Origin of the sequence: Paraburkholderia sp. SOS3, assembly GCF_001922345.1 — a bacterium.
GTDB lineage: Bacteria > Pseudomonadota > Gammaproteobacteria > Burkholderiales > Burkholderiaceae > Paraburkholderia.
On record NZ_CP018812.1, the window covers coordinates 1960826 to 1977454 of the forward strand.

15 protein-coding genes are annotated in these 16629 nt (G+C 64.0%); 10 read left to right on the top strand and 5 right to left on the bottom strand.

Going from position 1 to position 16629, the window contains the following annotated elements; all coding sequences use genetic code 11:
* Nucleotides 1-13: 13 nt before the first annotated feature.
* Nucleotides 14-532, top strand: coding sequence for a GNAT family N-acetyltransferase (locus BTO02_RS28865; protein WP_075160484.1), 519 nt, complete (start codon nt 14-16; stop codon nt 530-532).
* A gap of 44 nt (nt 533-576) precedes the next feature.
* Here the strand turns inward: BTO02_RS28865 and BTO02_RS28870 are convergent, their stop codons facing one another.
* A complete protein-coding gene (locus BTO02_RS28870) occupies nt 577-1344 on the bottom strand; it encodes a glutamine amidotransferase (protein ID WP_075160485.1) in 768 nt (255 codons plus the stop codon).
* A complete protein-coding gene (locus BTO02_RS28875; protein WP_075160486.1) occupies nt 1341-2480 on the bottom strand; it encodes a phosphotriesterase family protein in 1140 nt (379 codons plus the stop codon). The genes BTO02_RS28870 and BTO02_RS28875 overlap by 4 nt, the downstream gene beginning before the upstream one ends.
* A 385-nt stretch (nt 2481-2865) precedes the next feature.
* Between BTO02_RS28875 and BTO02_RS28880 the strand changes: the two genes are divergently transcribed.
* From BTO02_RS28880 to BTO02_RS28920, 9 genes are all read left to right on the top strand, one after another.
* On the top strand, nt 2866-3822 hold the full coding sequence (locus BTO02_RS28880; RefSeq protein ID WP_232243573.1) for a LacI family DNA-binding transcriptional regulator: 957 nt from the start codon (nt 2866-2868) through the stop codon (nt 3820-3822).
* Nucleotides 3823-3878: 56 nt separating this feature from the next.
* Complete coding sequence (locus BTO02_RS28885) at nt 3879-4823, top strand: ABC transporter substrate-binding protein (protein ID WP_075160488.1); 945 nt, start codon at nt 3879-3881, stop codon at nt 4821-4823.
* A gap of 49 nt (nt 4824-4872) precedes the next feature.
* Nucleotides 4873-5658: an ATP-binding cassette domain-containing protein gene (locus BTO02_RS28890; RefSeq protein WP_075160489.1), complete on the top strand. Its 786-nt coding sequence runs from the start codon at nt 4873-4875 to the stop codon at nt 5656-5658.
* Nucleotides 5655-6653: an ABC transporter permease gene (locus BTO02_RS28895; protein ID WP_075160490.1), complete on the top strand. Its 999-nt coding sequence runs from the start codon at nt 5655-5657 to the stop codon at nt 6651-6653. Before BTO02_RS28890 ends, BTO02_RS28895 begins: the two co-directional genes overlap by 4 nt.
* 13 nt (nt 6654-6666) lie before the next feature.
* On the top strand, nt 6667-7326 hold the full coding sequence (locus BTO02_RS28900; RefSeq protein WP_075160491.1) for a TenA family protein: 660 nt from the start codon (nt 6667-6669) through the stop codon (nt 7324-7326).
* Nucleotides 7327-7353: 27 nt separating this feature from the next.
* Nucleotides 7354-8205 (top strand): BtpA/SgcQ family protein, encoded by an 852-nt coding sequence (locus BTO02_RS28905; protein WP_075160492.1) that lies wholly within the window; start codon nt 7354-7356, stop codon nt 8203-8205.
* Complete coding sequence (locus BTO02_RS28910) at nt 8202-9119, top strand: ribokinase (protein ID WP_075160493.1); 918 nt, start codon at nt 8202-8204, stop codon at nt 9117-9119. Before BTO02_RS28905 ends, BTO02_RS28910 begins: the two co-directional genes overlap by 4 nt.
* Nucleotides 9120-9383: 264 nt before the next feature.
* Nucleotides 9384-10061, top strand: a complete 678-nt coding sequence (locus BTO02_RS28915; RefSeq protein ID WP_075160494.1) for a response regulator transcription factor — start codon at nt 9384-9386, stop codon at nt 10059-10061.
* A gap of 126 nt (nt 10062-10187) precedes the next feature.
* On the top strand, nt 10188-10526 hold the full coding sequence (locus BTO02_RS28920) for a DUF4148 domain-containing protein (protein WP_075160495.1): 339 nt from the start codon (nt 10188-10190) through the stop codon (nt 10524-10526).
* Nucleotides 10527-10587: 61 nt separating this feature from the next.
* On the opposite strand, the gene BTO02_RS28925 is transcribed toward BTO02_RS28920, so the two are convergent.
* Genes BTO02_RS28925 through BTO02_RS28935 form a run of 3 tightly spaced genes read right to left on the bottom strand, consistent with a single transcriptional unit; the run spans nt 10588 to nt 16591 of the window.
* A complete protein-coding gene (locus BTO02_RS28925; protein ID WP_075160496.1) occupies nt 10588-12120 on the bottom strand; it encodes an efflux transporter outer membrane subunit in 1533 nt (510 codons plus the stop codon).
* The gene (locus tag BTO02_RS28930) at nt 12117-13418 is read right to left on the bottom strand and encodes an efflux RND transporter periplasmic adaptor subunit (protein ID WP_075160497.1); all 1302 of its coding nucleotides are present in this window, start codon (nt 13416-13418) and stop codon (nt 12117-12119) included. The genes BTO02_RS28925 and BTO02_RS28930 overlap by 4 nt, the downstream gene beginning before the upstream one ends.
* The gene (locus tag BTO02_RS28935) at nt 13415-16591 is read right to left on the bottom strand and encodes an efflux RND transporter permease subunit (protein ID WP_075160498.1); all 3177 of its coding nucleotides are present in this window, start codon (nt 16589-16591) and stop codon (nt 13415-13417) included. The genes BTO02_RS28930 and BTO02_RS28935 overlap by 4 nt, the downstream gene beginning before the upstream one ends.
* Nucleotides 16592-16629 lie beyond the last annotated feature (38 nt).

Consider the following 16629-nt stretch of genomic DNA (forward strand, 5'->3'; position numbering starts at 1 on the left):
GCTTTCGCAAACTATGAGTTCGATCCAACTCAGTCGTGTGCTTCGCAATGACGCTGCCGATCTGATTTCGGCCAACTGCGACAATCAGCGCTATCACCTTCCATGGGTTACCTCATTCACGGATCAAGCAGGCTTCGATGCCTGGTTCGCGCGTTGCCTGACTGGACCCAACATCGGTCTCGTCGCCCGGCTGCGGACCACTGGCGAGATTGTCGGCGTCGTCAATATCAATGAAATCGTGGCAGGGGCTTTTCAGAGCGCTTATCTGGGGTACTACGGCATGGCCCGATTCGGCCGCAGAGGGTTGATGACCGAAGCAGTGGGAAGCGCGGTCAACCATGCTTTTGGCGAGTTGGGATTACATCGGCTCGAAGCAAACATCCAGCCGGCTAACCACGCGTCGATCGCGTTGGTGCGCCGACTCGGATTTCAGAAGGAAGGCTTCTCACCACGCTATTTGCGCATCAATGGCGAATGGCAAGACCATGAACGATGGGCGGTGCTGGCCGACACGATCGAGACTGGCGGATAGAAGCCGGGTATATTCGCCGGCTCGCGCACATGCAGCCAGTGCAATCAGCGTGGCTCGCCCTCGCCATGCGTCAACCAGTCGAAGCAGTTGCGCCACAGCCGCGCATAGCCATTCCAGGACGAGAACTCGGGAGGCAGCCAATGCACGGACATATCGCTCGTCCAGGCCAGCGTGCGGCCGGCGCCGAATTCGCCGGCGGCCAGTAGCGGATGTCCCGTGTCCGGCACCCGCGCGATCAGCGTCGCGTCGGATTTGAGCTCCACTTCGTTGTAGCCGAGCAGATGCGGCCATGCGCCAGCGATGCCCTCAAGCACCGGATGATCGGTCACGGGTTCGGGCGTGAAGCCTTCCGGCACCTCGACGCGGTCGTCATAGGGCAGGCAACGCACGGGCAAAACGTCCTCGACCGGCGTGTGCCGAAAGCGCGCGCTGCCATTGATGCCCTGGAAACTCAGATACCCGCCGATCATCATCAGCCCGCCGCCCGCGGCCACGTAGTCGCGCAGCAGCTTCAACCGGTTGGGGGTGCGCTGGCTTTTGATCCACGTGTCCGGATGCAGCAGCAGCGTGTTCGCGCCGATGTCGGACAGGATTACCGCATGCCATTCGCGAAGTGCCGCGAGCGTCGACGGGAACTGCGTCTGCGCGTCGTGACTCGGCATATGCGTCACGGCATAGTCGCCGTGTTCGAATAGTGCGAGAAACTGCTCCGCGCCGCTGTGATGGGTGATCGACGCAAACTGATCGAATCCTTTCGCATGCGTGGCCGTCGAGGTCCACGATTCGCCGGCCAGCAAGATCTTCTTTTTCATTCGATATCCTTTCCAATCCGTGAATGAGCGCCGCCTTCACCGGCGCATGCGCGGCGGGAAAACACGCGCGCCGGGTTCGTAACGAGCATCGTATCGATCTGCTCGTCCGTCACGCCTTGGCGCCTGAGCCTCGGTACGAAGTGCTCGAGGATGTAGCCATAGCCAAATCCGCCGTAGTGCGTCAGCATCATCTTCAGAAACACGTCCTGCGACATCAGCAGCCGGTCGATGTAGCCGGCATCGATCAGCGACCGGATCGCGCGCGCATTCTCTTCGTCCGACGGCGACTGCGCGTCCTCGTCGGCGTAGTAGTAGTCCATGCCGATCATGTCGTATTCGAGCCATGCGCCGCGCCGTGCAAGCGCATGCTGGTAGCCCGGATCGGCGTGACTCGGATTCATGTGGCACAGCACGGTATGGTGCAGGTCCGCCCCTTCTTCTTCGACAATATCGAGCACGCGGTGACCATGGCGCACCCAGCCCGGCAGATGAATCGACAGCGGCACGCCGGTGGCGGCGCTCGCGCGCGCGGCCGCGCGCAGCGATTTCGTTTCCTCCGCGGTGAACGCTGCCGACACTCCGATTTCTCCGATCAGCCCGGCGATGACGTCAGGCCTTTGCTCGAGCGCGCCGACCTCGAACATCAACTGCGCGGCCAGTTCCTCGATGCTCCGTTCACGCACATAGGCCGGGTGGGAAGACTCGAGATAAAAGCCCGTCGACATCACGACGTGCAGCCCCGTGCGGCGCGAAACCTCCTGTAGCGCGAGCGGATCGCGGCCGATGCCGATGTTGGTCGGATCGACGACGGTCGCGCCGCCGCGCTCGCGAAACTTCATCAGTTCGTCGACGGCGAGGTCCACGTCGACAAGCCGGCAATTGTCGCGATTCATGAGCGGGTTCATGCGCAGCGCACCAAGGATGCCGATGTGCACCTTCTGTTCGCCGATATGACGCCCCGCGCAACAGGACGGCGGCACCCATTTGTTCGATGCGTCGAGCAGGATGTGTTCGTGCATCAGCGTGACGCCCATCTCGTCGACGGGCACAGGACCGCAGACGGTCATCACATAGCCGCTGTCGACGCCGATCGGCAAAGCGGCAGTCGGTCGCGACACGGGTTGGGAGTGGGTCATCGATAGCCTCGCAGCGCGCGTTAGGTAGGGCAAGTAAAGCGCTTTACACGGCAAGGTATGTCGATGTCGGCGTCGATGTCAACCGGACAAAAAATTGCGGCGGCCCCAGTTCTCGTGTCGATCAGCATTTCATCGCTCGTTTCATGGGGTTTTCGGCGCCCGGCCGGTTCGCGGGTTCGGGAAAACACTAGCACGCCGGTTATTTTGAAGTGCTTGACACGCGAGATATGGCTACGTTCAATCGCATCAAACGAAGTAAAGCGCTTTACAAGCAGGCGGGCAGGCCGGCCGCAACCCCGGATTTCCGAATTCTAACGAGGCACGTGTGACGCAACGCCGTTTCGTACCAGGTCTCAAAGATGTCGCCCGCACGGCAGGCGTCTCGATGACGACCGTCTCGCGCTATCTGAACGCCGACCTCGTGTTGCCGGCCGACACGGCGCGGCGCATCGATGCGGCGATCCGGCAACTCGGCTATGTGCCGAACCTGCATGCGCGCAGTCTCGGGCGCGGCCGCTCCGACACCGTCGGGCTCGTGATTCCCGACATCGCGAATCCGTTCTTCGCGATGCTCGCGTCCGCGGTCGAACAGGCCGCCGAGGCGAAGGGGCTCGGCGTGCTGCTGAGCGCCACGTCGAACAGCGCGAACCGGGAACTGCAATACGTGACGCGGATGCGGCGCAATCAGGTCAGCGGCCTGCTGTTCGTCAGCGCGCATCACCACACGAGCGAACTCGCGCAGGCGCTGAACGACACGCGCGGACTCGTGCTCATCGACGAAGACATACCGGGCGTGCAGTGCGCGAAAGTGCTGTGCGACAACTATCGCGGCGGGTGGCTTGCCGGCGAGCATCTGACGGGCTACGGGCATCGGCGTATCGCCTTCATCGGCGGACCGTCGGAGCTCGCGAGCACGCGCGAGCGCTTTGCCGGACTGCGCGATGCCGCCGCGGCCGGCGGCGCCGAGATCGCGTTCGAGCTCTATGGGCCGTACTCGGCCGTGCATGGCGAAGACGCCGCGCGCGCACTGCTGAGCGTCGGCCGGCCGCCGACGGCGGTATTCGTATCGAGCGGCGAGATCGCATTCGGGCTGCTCGATGCGCTCAATCGCGCCGGCGTGGCGGTGCCCGAGCGCCTGTCGCTGATCGTGTTCGACGATGCCGGCCCGCTGCATCTGTTCAATCCGCCGTTGACGGCCATCCGTCAACCGATCGCCGAAATGGGCACCCTCGCCGTGGATCTCGTGCTGGCCGCCTCGCAAGGCGATGCCGAGCAACCTGAAACGCGTTTGCCGGTGGAGCTCGTGAAACGCGCATCGGTGGCGCGACCGCCGTCTTCTTGATCCTCGTCGTCTTCGTCGTCTGTCTGACTGCTTGTCCAACCTTCTGGAGGAGTTCCATGAACAAGGCATTACGTATTGCGATGCTGTGTTGCGCTGTGCCGTTCGGCCTCGTTGCACGCGCACAGGCCGCCGAGCCTCCGACCTACGCGCTGATCCTGATCAATCAGCAGGCCGTGTTCTTCAACCAGATGCGCAGCGGCGCCGAGGAAGAAGCGAAAAAGCTCGGCGCGAAGCTCGTCGTCTTCAACGCGAACGACGCGTCGTCCGCGCAGGTAAACGCGATTGACGACTATGTGCAGCAGAAGGTCGACGGCATCGCAATCGATGCGATCGACGTGAACGCGGTGCGCGGCGCACTGCGCAATGCGAGCACGGCGGGCATTCCGGTGGTCGGCGTCGATGCAGTGCTGCCGCCCGGACCGCAGAAGGCGCAGGTCGGCGTCGACAACACGGTCGGCGCGAAGCAGATGGCCACGCATTTTCTCGACTACGTACAGAAGAATCTGCATGGCAAGGCGCAGGTCGGCATCGTCGGCGCATTGAGCTCGGTGATCCAGAACACGCGCCAGAAAGGCTTCGTCGACGCGCTTGCCGTCAACGGCAACGTGAAGATCGCGGGCGTCGTCGACGGGCAGAATACTCAGGACGTCGCACTATCGGCCGCCGAAAACCTGCTGACCGCCAACCCCGACCTCGACGCGATCTATGCGACCGGCGAGCCGGCGATGCTCGGTGCGATCGCGGCGGTGCAGGCACAGGGGCGCGCGGACAAGGTCAAGGTGATCGGCTGGGATCTCGCGCCCGAGGTGATTCGCGGCATCGAACGCGGCGTGGTGCTCGGCGTCGTGCAGCAGGATCCGGCCGCGATGGGCCGTGCCTCGATCGACGCACTGAACGACGCGCACAAGGGCAAGCCGGTGCAGGCCGTGGTGGCCACGCCGCTCACGATCGTGACCAAGGCGAACGTGGGCGCGTATCGCAGCCAGTTCGCGGCCAAGTAGCGAACACGCGAGGGCAAATAAAGTGACCATCCCTGCGGCAAACCCGACCATGAACCCGCTCACTCCTGCGCAGCCGTTCGCTGCCGCGCACGCCGCGTCAGCGCGTGTGCCCGTGCTCGCGCTGAAGGGCATCCGCAAGAACTTCGGTTCGTTTCCAGCGCTGCGCGGCGTCGATCTCGACCTGTACCCGGGCGAATGCCTCGGTCTGATCGGCGATAACGCGGCCGGCAAATCGACGCTGACCAAGGTCATGGCGGGCACCTATCTGCCCGACGACGGCGCGATCTATATGGAAGGCGAGGAGGTGCGGCTCGCCGGTCCGGCCGACGCGCGCGCCCGTCACATCGAAATGGTCTATCAGGATCTGAGCCTGTGCGACACGGTCGACGTGGCCGGCAACCTGTTTCTCGGCCGCGAGATCTGCAAGGGCGGCATGCTGCAGCGCAGACGCATGCTGGCCGAAGCGCGCACGCTGCTCGAACGGCTCAAGATCCGCATTCCGAATCTGAACAACACGGTCGAACAGTTGTCCGGCGGGCAGCGCCAGTCGATCGCCATCGCGCGCGCGGCATCGTTTTCGCCGCGTGTGCTGATCATGGACGAGCCGACCTCGGCGCTTGCCGTGGCCGAAGTGGAAGCGGTGCTCGAACTGATCAACCGTGTCAAGGCGCAGGGCGTGGCCGTGGTGCTGATTACACACCGGCTGCAGGACCTGTTTCGCGTTTGCGACCGCATCGCGGTGATGTACGAAGGGACGAAGATCGCCGAGCGCCGGCTCGAAGAGACCACGCTCGAGGACCTCGTTCAGCTGATTGTCGGAGGGAGGCACGGATGAGCACCACATCGTATACCGAGCGCGAACTCGGCTCGCGCTCGCGCGACTACTTCGCGGCCCATGCCCAGGTGCTGTCGATCGCCGCATTCTTCGTAGGCTGCTGTGTGTTTTTTTCGCTCGGCAGCGCGAACTTCTTTTCCGCGAGCAACGCGCTGAACATCTTGCGGCAGCTTGCGCCGATTCTCGTGGTCGGCATCGCGATGACCTTCGTCATCACGACAGGCGGCATCGATCTGTCGGTCGGCTCGATGGCCGCGCTCACCAACGCGCTGGTGGCGATCCTGATCCAGCATGGCGTGCCGTGGCCCGTTGCGGTGCTCGCAACGCTTGCGCTCGGCGGTGCGATCGGCTGGCTGCAGGGCTGGATTTCGGCGAGCCAGGCCATTCCATCGTTCATCGTCACGCTCGCGGCCATGACGACGTTGCGCGGCATCGCGCTGTATTCGACCAAGGGCTTTTCGGTCGCGATCGATCCCGGCACGGGCTTCGACCTGATCGGCACAGGCACGCTGTTCGGTATTCCCGTGCCGGCGCTGATTGCCGTCGCGGTATCGGTGGCCGGCTATGTCTATCTGAATCGCGGGCGCTACGGCAGGCGCGTCATCGCGGTCGGCTCGAATGCCGAAGCGGCGCGGCGCGCCGGCATGCCGACGCTGCGGATCAAGGCTTCGGTGTTTCTGCTGACCGGGCTCGCGTCCGCGGTCGCGGGCCTGATTCTGGCCTCGCGCCTCGGTTCGGGCTCGTCCAATGCGGCGGTTGGCTTCGAGCTCGATGTGATCGCGGCCGTGGTGCTCGGCGGCACGTCGTTGATGGGCGGACGCGCGACGATCATCGGTACGATTCTCGGCTCGCTGACGATTGCCGTTATCGGCAACGGACTGATCCTCATGCATATCTCGCCGTTTTTCACGCAGATCATCACGGGTTTGATCATTCTCGGCGCGATCTGGCTCAACACGCGTGTTTTCGGTCAATACAAGTCAGCAAAGAAATAAGGCATTCGCACAGATGGCTACACATCACTCGCAGAACAGTCATTCGGAGCGCCTGCTCGCATCCGCGACGGATGAATGGCAGGCGATGCAGGAACATCGCTTTGTCGTCGATATCGAGCGCGACCGGCTGCCCGCCGACGCCTTCGCGCGCTACCTGTCGTATGAGGGGCGCTTCGTCGAAACGGCAATGGCAATCTTCGGCTACGCGCTCGTGAAGGCCGATACGATCGCGCACAAGCACTGGCTGATCGGCGTGCTCCATGCGCTATCGACCGAGCAAGTGCCGTATTTCGAGCGCACGCTCGCTGCGCTGGACCTGCCGCGTTCGTACGACGACGTCCCGTTGCCGCGCGCCGTCAGCGCATTCGATTCGGGCATGCTCGATATCGCGCGAAACGGGACTTACGAGGAGGTCATCGTTTCGATGCTCGCGGCCGAATGGATGTACGGCACCTGGTGCACGCGTGCGAGCCGCGCATCCATCAGCAATCCGTATGTGCGCGACTGGGTCGCGCTGCATGCGGAGCCGACCTTCCTCGCCCAGGTGCAATGGCTTAAAGCACAGGTCGATGGATGGTCCGCACAACGGTTCGACTTCGAGCGCAGCAGCGCGATCTTTCGCAAAGTGCTCGCGCTCGAGATCGATTTCCACAGCGCGGCTTATGAAGCCTGATGCGCCCGACGCTACAGGGGAGAAGCGATGAATACGCAAAGCAAACCGGTCTTCAGGACCAAGCCCAACGCCATCGAAACATTGTTCGGCAAGCGCAAGGCCGTACTCGGCATGATTCATTGCTTGCCGCTGCCGGGCGCGCCGCGCTACGAGGGGCAACCGATCGGCGAGATCGTCGATTTCGCGGTGAGCGAAGCGAAGGTGTACGCGCAGTTCGGACTTGACGGTCTCGTGGTCGAAAACCATGGCGACATTCCGTTTTCGAAGCCCGAAGATCTGGGCCCCGAAACAGCCGCGTCGATGGCCGTCGTGGCCGATGCGGTGCGCCGTGCAGTCGGGCTGCCGGTCGGCATCAACGTGCTCGCGAATGGCGCGGTGCAGGCGCTCGCCGTCGCGAAAGCGGCCGGCGCGACCTTCGTGCGCGTCAATCAGTGGGCCAATGCGTATGTGGCGAACGAAGGCTTTATCGAAGGCCCTGCGGCGCTCGCCACGCGCTATCGGGCGCGCTTGCGCGCAGCGGACATTCAGGTGTTCGCCGACGTCCATGTCAAACATGGGGCGCATGCGATCACGGCCGACCGGTCGCTCGCGGAACTCGCACGCGACGTCGAATTCTTCGACGCCGATGCGGCGATCGTCACCGGCCAGCGCACCGGCGATTCCGCGACGATGGACGAGTTGCGCGCGATTGCGCAAGGCACGTCGTTACCGGTCGTGATCGGGTCGGGCGTCAATCCGTCGAATGTCGGCGAGCTGTTCACCGTGGCCGACGCGGTGATCGTGGCGAGCTTCCTGAAGCAGGACGGGGTCTGGTGGAACCCGGTCGATCCCGACCGCGTCGCGACATTCATGAAAGAAGCTGTGAAGGCGCGCGCATGAGCATGGCGAACCGGCTCTTCGTGGTCGGCAACGCGGTGTCCGATCTGACCTTGACAGTCGAGCGTGCGGCTCACGCGGGCGAATCGATTCTCGCGGACAGCATGCAGCGCGCACCCGGCGGCAAGGGATTGAATCAGGCCGTGGCCGCGCACCGCGCAGGCGCCGCGGTCGTGTTTCACGCGAGCATCGGCGACGATGGCGAGGGCGCGGATATCGCGGCGCGCCTCGACGAAGAGGGCATGCATGCACTAAGGCTCGCGCGGCATGCGCTGCCGACGGATCTTTCGGTGCTCACGGTCGCGCGCAACGGCGAAAACTCGATCATCACGACGGCAGGCTGCACGCGCGCGCTGGACGCGGCCGGGCTCGTCGCGCAGATCGCCGATATCACGGCGGCCGATACGCTGCTGATGCAGGGCAATCTGTCGCTCGAAAGCAGCCGTGCGGTGATCGATTACGCCCGGGCGGCGGGGGCGGCCGTCATCGTGAACGCGGCGCCGTGGTGCTGGCCCGATGCCTCGGCGCTTGCCTCATGCGACGGTGTGATTGCCAACGAGGGCGAGATCTGTGCGATCGCGGGCGTCGACGACCCGGAACTGGGTGCGACACGCCTGCTCGTGCAAGGGCCGCAATGGGTGATCGTCACGCTGGGCGCGCGCGGCGCGCTGATCGCGCGCGGCGACGAGCGGGTTCGCATGCCCGCCGTATCGGTCGTGCCCGTCGATACGTCGGGCGCGGGCGACGTGTTCTGCGGCGTGCTGGCCGCGCTGCGCACGTCACGCAACGAGGCATTGCCGTTTCTGCGCGCGATCGAATGTGCGCAGCGCGCCGCCGCGATTACGGTCGGGCGGCCCGGCACCTTTTCGGCGATACCGTCGACCGAGGAAATGCGGCAGGTGATCCGCAACGGATAAGCGCCCGCAGTCTTTTTGCCGGTTCGGCACGTGAGCCCGTGTAATCGCTGCTTCGCGCATTCGCACGCTGCGCGGCGCGCGCAAACCGCCGTGCGAACGCGAAAAACCTTTCAACGGCCTACAAAGGTCGAACGGCGATACCGCCTAAGCTTTCAGTATTGAGCTCGCGGTAATGAGCTCGCAGTAATGAAACAGGCGACGGCGATGAACGAACCCGATCGGTTCACGGTGCGCTGCGACGGCGCACGAGTGGCTTGAACCGCTATGTTGCGAGTGCTTACGATCGAAGACGACGAGATCGCCGCGCGCTCGATCGTGGACGAACTTGGCCGCAGAGGCTTCGCCGTGCACTGGATCGACAACGGCAAGGAAGGCGTGGCGCGCGCGCTCAGCGACGATTACGACGTCATCACGCTCGACCGGATGCTGCCCGGCATGGACGGTCTGACGATTGTCACGACGATGCGCGGCATCGGCGTCGCGACGCCGGTACTGATGCTAAGCGCGCTCGGCGATGTCGATGAGCGCGTGCAGGGTCTGCGCGCAGGCGGCGACGACTATCTGACGAAGCCGTTCGACGCGGAGGAACTGGCCGCGCGGCTCGAAGCGCTCGTGCGCAGACACCACGCGCCCGCGGCGCAAGCGCAGGCGCTGTTGTCGGTCGGACCGATCGAACTCGACCTGATTTCGCGCAAAGCGCGCCGCGACGGCGCGGATATCCCGCTGTTGCCAACCGAGTATCGCGTGCTCGAATACATGATGCGTCACGCCGGCCGCACGATCACGCGGACGATGCTGTTCGAGGCGATATGGGGTTATCACTTCGATCCGGGCACCAATCTGATCGACGTGCACATGGGCCGTTTGCGCAAGAAAATCGATCCGCCCGGAGCACGCGCGATGATCCAGACCGTGCGCGGCTCCGGTTACATGCTCGGCTAGGCAGCGGTATCGGGGCATGCCGGCGGGCGTCGATGCCTGACAAAAACTTCATCTGTTTCATGGCCGTTCGATATGACGCGCGGACCATCCTTGTATCGTCACAACGTCGCACAAGGAGCGGATGACATGAAACCTTTCTGGATCAAGACCACGATGGCGCTTTGCATCGTACTGGCAAGCGGCGCCGCGTCGGCCAGCGCCAAGCTGACGCCGCAAGAATGCAACGACTACCCGTTCACGCCGCTGAGCAAGCCGGTCACGCACGCCCAGCTGATGCAGGAACTCGGCGAACTCGAATCGGTGGGCTACCAGGCATCGGCCGGAGACGACAGCTACTATCCGTCGGAAATTCAGCAGGCAGAAGCGCGCCTGAGGCTGAAGTACCGCGCCGACTGTCTCGGCGAGAAGGTCAAGGTGCCGACCTCGCCGATCATCTACAGCGGCGGTGCGGACGGATTCTATTGAGATCCGGCCAGCGCGCGGGACCAGCCAGACGAAACGAACTGCGGCAGCACCGGCATCACCCTCAAGGTGTTTGCTCGTGCTGCCGCGACGCTTGCAGTGCGACCGGATTGAACGGCACGGTGTCTTGCGGCTGCGGCAGATCGTGGGTCGACCAGCCGCCGCCGAGCGCGCCGATCAGATCGACCGATGCCTGCAGCCGGCGCGCCTTGACCTGAACCTCGGACAGTTCGGCCGTCAATGCGGCAATCTGTGCCACGGTGACATTCAGATAATCGTCGAGACCGCTCGTATAGAGCTGCATGGCGATGTCCTGCGCCTTCAGCGACGCCGTCACCGCGTCGCTTTGCTGTTTGTACTCGGTGGCGAGTCTGTTCGTCAGCGACAGTTGATCTTCGACCTGCTGGAATGCCTTGAGCACCGTCGACCGGTAGGTGTCCGCGGCCTGATGGAACGAAGACCAGCTCTGCTGCTCTTCGGCGCGGCGCAGTCCGCCCTCGAATAGCGGCAGCATCGCCGCTGCGCCGACACTCCACAGGCTGTCCGGCAGCGAAGCGAGCCCGATACCGTTGTCCTCGAAGCCGAAATTGGCACTGAGCCGGATGTTCGGATAGAACGCCGCGCGCGCGACGCCGATCGCCGCGTTGGCGGCCGCCATTTCACGCTCCGATGCCGCGATGTCGGGGCGCCGTTGCAGTAGCGCCGACGGCACGCCGACGGGGATGATCGGGATCTCGAACGATTTTAGATCGCCGGAAGGCAGCGTGAACGTCGATGGATTCTGGCCCGCCAGCACGGCAATCGCGTGTTCGAGAACCGCGCGTTGCGCCTCGATGTCCGTATCGGCTGCCTGAGCGGTCGCCAGCTGGTCGCGAGCGCGCTCGAAATCGAGCCCCGAACCGATCTTGCCGGTGTAGCGAAGTTTGGTGATTCTCACCGCGTCGCGGTAGTAGACGAGCGTCTTCGTATAGACCGCATGCTGTGCGTCGAGCCCGCGCAGCATCATGTAGTCGCTCGCCAACTGCATCTCGAGACTGAGCCGTGCCGTTGCGACGAGCGCTGCCGTGGCTTGCGCGTTGGCCTTGGCAAAGTTCGTCCGGTTGCGAATCTCGCCCCAGAAGTCGGGCTCCCAGCTCGCCGCCGCGCCATAGCCGAGCGATGACTCTTCGAGCGGCAGCGACGGACTCGACGCGAGGCTGTGAAAGAGGGTATGTGCCGACTCCGCGTTTTGCGACGCGAACGCCTGCGCGCTCAGCTGCGGAAACAGTTGCGAACGGGCTTCGCCGACCACGTCGCGCGCCTGCGTATAAGTCTCCTGCGCGGCCTGCAGATCCGGGTTGGCTGCATCGAGTCCGGTTTCGAGCCGGTCGAGTTCGCTGTCTCCGAACATTTTCCACCATGGCCCGTGGGCGAGCTGGTCGTCCGGATGCGCAAGCACGAACGGACCGGTTCCCTTGTAGCTCGTCGGCAGCAGCGTCGCGTCGGGCGGCGTATAGACCGGCGCGAGGCTGCAGCCGGCAAGCGGCACGACGAGCGTCAGCACTGCGCCGAAGAGCGCGCTGGCGCGGCCGAGGGCTGGTTTGACGTGGCGCCTCATTTCGCATCCTTTGCAGCGGGGTCGGCATCGGCCAGTCTCTGGGCGGCCGGTTGTGCGAGTTGCGCCGGTTGTGCGAGTTGCGCGGGTTGGGGAGGTTGCGCGGCCGCGACCTTTTGCCCGATGCCGGGCACGCCCTGAACGATATCGACCTTCTCCCCGTCGAGTATCCCCGCTGACGGGTTGACGATGAAGCGGTCGGCCGGCGTCAGCCCCGAAACGATCTGAACGCGCTGGCCAAGATTGAGTCCGAGCTTCACGTTCTGCAGATGCACGCGGTCGTGCGGATCCACGAGGGCCACCTGCATGCCTTGCTCGCGGAACAGCAGCGCCTGTTCGGGCACCACGAGTACATTCCGGTCCGACGGCACTTTAAAGGTTACCGTCGCATAGGTGCCGGGCCATAGAAGATGATCGGGGTTATCGGCGACCAGTTCGGTCACGACCGTTCTCGTGCGCGGATCGAATGCGTTCGCGGTGGTCAGCAGCTTCGCATGGAACTTGCGCCCCGGATACTGCGGCACCGTAAACGTCGCGTCGAGGCCCGGTTTCAGCATGCCGGCGTAGTCCTGCGGCACCGATACGAAAAGACGCATCTCGTGCACGTCCGCCACCGAGAACAGTTCGTCGGCGGCGCCGCCGGAGCTGACGTCGCCGCCGGCCGCATTGACGTAGTTGCCGAGGTCCGTATCGCGCGACGTGATCACGCCGTCGAACGGCGCGACGATGCTCTTGAACTGCTCGAGCGCATGGTAGCGCTCGACGTTGTGCTGCGCCGCCATCACCATCGCATCTTTCGCGTCGGCATTGGCGACCTTGATGTCGACATCTTCCTGCGCGACCGCTTCGGTGCCGGCAAGCGCTTTCCAGCGCGTTGCCGTGACGTCGGCCAGTTTGCTGTTGGTTTTCGCGACGACGAGATCGGCGAGCGCGCCCTGATATTGCTGGTCGACAGTCGGCGCATCGATCGTGGCGAGCAGCGAGCCCTTTTTGACGAACGCGCCATAGTCGACGTACCACTTCTGCACGTAGCCCGACACCTGCGCATAGATCGGCGCCGTGTACCAGGCCTTGATATTGCCGGGCAGCCTGACGGTACGGGTGGCGGGGCCCGCTGCGGGCGCCATCACCTGAACCTGGGGCACGGATTCTTCATCGGTGGCCGATTTCAGGTCCTCGAAACTGTCGTGCCGTTGCACGATGCCGTGGGCGACGAGGCCGCCGAGTAGCAGTGCGGCGATTGCGACAGACCATTTGGTGCGGTTCTGGCCTGGCGCCAGCACCTCGCGGGGGATGTTCATGGACGAGACTCCGTGGGGTCTGTGTCGTTGCGATGCATGATCGCGAATACGCAGGGGACGAAAAGCAATGTGGCGAACGTCGCGATCAGCAGACCGCCGATCACGGCACGGCCGAGCGGTGCGTTCTGCGAATTGCTGAGCGACATTGGCAGCATGCCGATGATCATCGCGAGCGCGGTCATCAGCACGGGCCGGATGCGCGCATGGCCTGCCTCGATCGCCGCGGCCACGGCGTCGCCGTGCGCGGCAAGACGGTCGCGCGCGAAAGACACGACGAGGATCGAGTTCGCCGTTGCCGTGCCCATGCACATGATCGCGCCGGTCAGCGCTGGGACGGACAGGTTCGTATGCGTGAGAAAGAGGCTCCAGACGATGCCCGCGAGTGCGCCCGGCAAGGCGGTGATGATGATGAACGGGTCGAGCCACGACTGGAAGTTGATGACGATCACGAGGTACACGAGCAGCACCGATATCGCGAGGCCGCCGAGCAGTTGCACATAGGCGCTCGTCATCGTCGTCGCCTGGCCGCGCAGGTGGATGCTCGCGCCATGCGGCAACTGCGACTGCATCTGCTTCACGGCTTTTTCCACATCGCCTTCGACGGCGCCCAGGTCGCGTTGCTGGTTGCTCACGTACACGTCGATGGCCGGCAGAATGTTGTAGTGCGATACCACGAGCGGCGAACCGGTCTGCGAAATCGAGCCGAGCGCGCCGAGCAACTGCGTGCTTTTGCCACCCGGCGAGCCGTTGCCGTCGTCGATCGGAATCGTCTCGAGGTCGTTCATCGACGAAAGCTGGTCCTGCGGGGTTTGCAGGTTGACGAGGTGCGAGACGCCGTTGGCCGTGTCGAGCCAGTAGGTCGGCGCCGTTTGCCCGCTGCCGGAGAGCGTGGCAAGCGCGTTGTCGGCGATGCTCGCTTCCGTCAGATTCACGCCGGAGGCGAAGCTGCGGTCGGCGTCCACTTTCAGCGTCGGTTCGTCGAACAGTTGCTGAACGTGCACGTCGGCCGCGCCCGGAATCCGGCGCAGACGCGCGGCGAGCTTTTGCGCGAAGGCCATGTTCTGAAGCTGTCCGCGGCCGGCGATCTGCACGTCGATCGGCGCGGGCAAACCGAAGTTCAGGATCTTCGCGGTGATGTCGCCCGGCAGGAACGAGAACTGGGTGCCCGGAAACATCTTCGGCAGCTCGCGGCGCAGCTTCGCGCGGTATGCGTCGACCGGCGATGCCTCGTCTTTCAGGCTGATCGTGATGTCGCAGTCCTGCGGCCCGATCGTGCCGTTCGAGTTGTACGCTTCGTTGGTGCTGCTGGTCGGCAAGCCGCAGTTGTCGACGAGGTTCGTCACCTGGCCCGCCAGGATGCGGCGCACGCCGTGATTGACGAGGTCGGCGATTTTGCCCGTGTCTTCGAGACGCGTGCCGGCCGGCGCGCGCATATGCATATCGATCTCGTCCGACTTGATGCCCGGAAAGAAATCTCGGCCGAGAAAGGCGACGAGGCCCATCGATGCGACCGCGCACAGCACGAACGTCAGAATGAAGCGCTTGCGATGCAGCACCGCGAGCGTCAGCACGTCGCGATACCGCTCGCGAAACGCATTGAAGCGTTGCTCGAAGCCGCCCTGAAAGCGCATGAAAACGTTCGGCTTGCCGGCCGCATGGCTGTGCAGGTGAATATGGGCCGGCATATGCACTTGCCCGCGCAGCAGCCACGCCGCCATGGTCGGCACGAGCGTGCGCGACAGGATGAACGACGCGAGCATCGCATAGATGATCGCTTCGGCGAGCGGACGAAACAGGTAGCCGGAAATGCCACCGAGCTGAAACATCGGCAGCCACACGATGCAAATACACAGTGTCGCGACGAGCGTCGGCACGACGATCTGATTCGCGGCCGCGATGATGCCGGGCTCCAGCTCTTCGCCTGTTTCGAGGTGCGCGTCGATATTTTCGATCATCACGGTCGCATCGTCGACGAGAATGCCGACCGCGAGGGCGAGCCCGCCCAATGTCATCACGTTGATCGTCTGACCGGTCAGGTGCAGCATGATCACCGAGCAAAGAATCGCGAGCGGAATCGAGGTCGCGACGATCAGCGTCGAACGCCAGCTGCCGAGAAAGAGCATCACCGTCAGGCCGGTCAGCAACGCGGCCGTGACCATCTCCTGCACGACGTCGCGCACCGAATCCTTGACGAATCCGGAGGTGTCGTTGAGCGGGGTGATTTTCACGCCCGCCGGCAGGGTCTTGACGATACCGGGCAGCGCTTTCTTGATGCCCGCGACGACGGACAGGGTCGACGCATCGCCGCTTTTCAGCACCTCGATCAGCACCGACTGCTTGCCCTTTACGAGCACGGCGTTGATTTGCGGAGGCGAGCCGCGGTGCACGTACGCGACGTCGCGCAGGTAGACCGTCGCTCCATTGACCGTCTTGATCGGCATATTGTTGAAAGAAGGCACCGCGACCGGCGTCGAATTCGTTTGCACCATGAAATCGAGCGTGCCGATCTTCTGGTCGCCGGCCGGCAGCACCACGTTCTGTTTGGCGAGCGCGTGGGCGACGTCGGTGGCCGACAGGCCATGTGCGAGCAGCTTCGCCTGGTTCAGGTCGATTTCGACGTTCAGCGAGCTGCCGCCGTACGGGTTCGGGATCGCCGTGCCCGGTACCGAGACGAGCGCCGGCCGGATCAGATTGGACGCCATGTCGTAGATCTGCGCGGCCGTCATGCTCGGCGCCGAGACCTGCAGAAACAGCACCGGTACCGACGATGCGCTATACGACAGCACTTGCGGCGGCGTGATGCCGGCCGGCATCTGCTTGAGCACGGTCTGCGAGACCGCGGTCACCTGTGCCTGAGCCGCTGCGATGTTGGTCCCGGGCTGAAAGAAGATCTTGACGACGCCGGTGCCATAGAGCGACTGGCTTTCGATGTGCTGGATATTGGCGACCGTCGTGGTCAACGCACGTTCGTAGTAGTAGACGACGCGGCCCGACATGTCCTGCGGCGACAGGCCCGTGTACGACCACACGACCGCGACCACCGGAATGCGGATCGCCGGAAAGATATCGGTCGGCGTCTTCACGATCGCCATCGCGCCGGCGAGCACGATGAGGATGCTCATCACCACGAAGGTGAGCGGACGGCGCAGGGCAACGAGGACAATGGCGTTCATGAAGAAGGACTTGGCGGCTTCGGGTTGAATCCGTGCAT

What these genes read in the sequence shown, in the direction of transcription:
- BTO02_RS28865 (WP_075160484.1), top strand. Translation starts at nt 14, where the DNA reads ATGAGTTCGATCCAACTCAGTCGTGTGCTTCGCAATGACGCTGCCGAT.
- BTO02_RS28870 (WP_075160485.1), bottom strand. Translation starts at nt 1,344, where the DNA reads ATGAAAAAGAAGATCTTGCTGGCCGGCGAATCGTGGACCTCGACGGCC.
- BTO02_RS28875 (WP_075160486.1), bottom strand. Translation starts at nt 2,480, where the DNA reads ATGACCCACTCCCAACCCGTGTCGCGACCGACTGCCGCTTTGCCGATC.
- BTO02_RS28880 (WP_232243573.1), top strand. Translation starts at nt 2,866, where the DNA reads ATGACGACCGTCTCGCGCTATCTGAACGCCGACCTCGTGTTGCCGGCC.
- BTO02_RS28885 (WP_075160488.1), top strand. Translation starts at nt 3,879, where the DNA reads ATGAACAAGGCATTACGTATTGCGATGCTGTGTTGCGCTGTGCCGTTC.
- BTO02_RS28890 (WP_075160489.1), top strand. Translation starts at nt 4,873, where the DNA reads ATGAACCCGCTCACTCCTGCGCAGCCGTTCGCTGCCGCGCACGCCGCG.
- BTO02_RS28895 (WP_075160490.1), top strand. Translation starts at nt 5,655, where the DNA reads ATGAGCACCACATCGTATACCGAGCGCGAACTCGGCTCGCGCTCGCGC.
- BTO02_RS28900 (WP_075160491.1), top strand. Translation starts at nt 6,667, where the DNA reads ATGGCTACACATCACTCGCAGAACAGTCATTCGGAGCGCCTGCTCGCA.
- BTO02_RS28905 (WP_075160492.1), top strand. Translation starts at nt 7,354, where the DNA reads ATGAATACGCAAAGCAAACCGGTCTTCAGGACCAAGCCCAACGCCATC.
- BTO02_RS28910 (WP_075160493.1), top strand. Translation starts at nt 8,202, where the DNA reads ATGAGCATGGCGAACCGGCTCTTCGTGGTCGGCAACGCGGTGTCCGAT.
- BTO02_RS28915 (WP_075160494.1), top strand. Translation starts at nt 9,384, where the DNA reads ATGTTGCGAGTGCTTACGATCGAAGACGACGAGATCGCCGCGCGCTCG.
- BTO02_RS28920 (WP_075160495.1), top strand. Translation starts at nt 10,188, where the DNA reads ATGAAACCTTTCTGGATCAAGACCACGATGGCGCTTTGCATCGTACTG.
- BTO02_RS28925 (WP_075160496.1), bottom strand. Translation starts at nt 12,120, where the DNA reads ATGAGGCGCCACGTCAAACCAGCCCTCGGCCGCGCCAGCGCGCTCTTC.
- BTO02_RS28930 (WP_075160497.1), bottom strand. Translation starts at nt 13,418, where the DNA reads ATGAACATCCCCCGCGAGGTGCTGGCGCCAGGCCAGAACCGCACCAAA.
- BTO02_RS28935 (WP_075160498.1), bottom strand. Translation starts at nt 16,591, where the DNA reads ATGAACGCCATTGTCCTCGTTGCCCTGCGCCGTCCGCTCACCTTCGTG.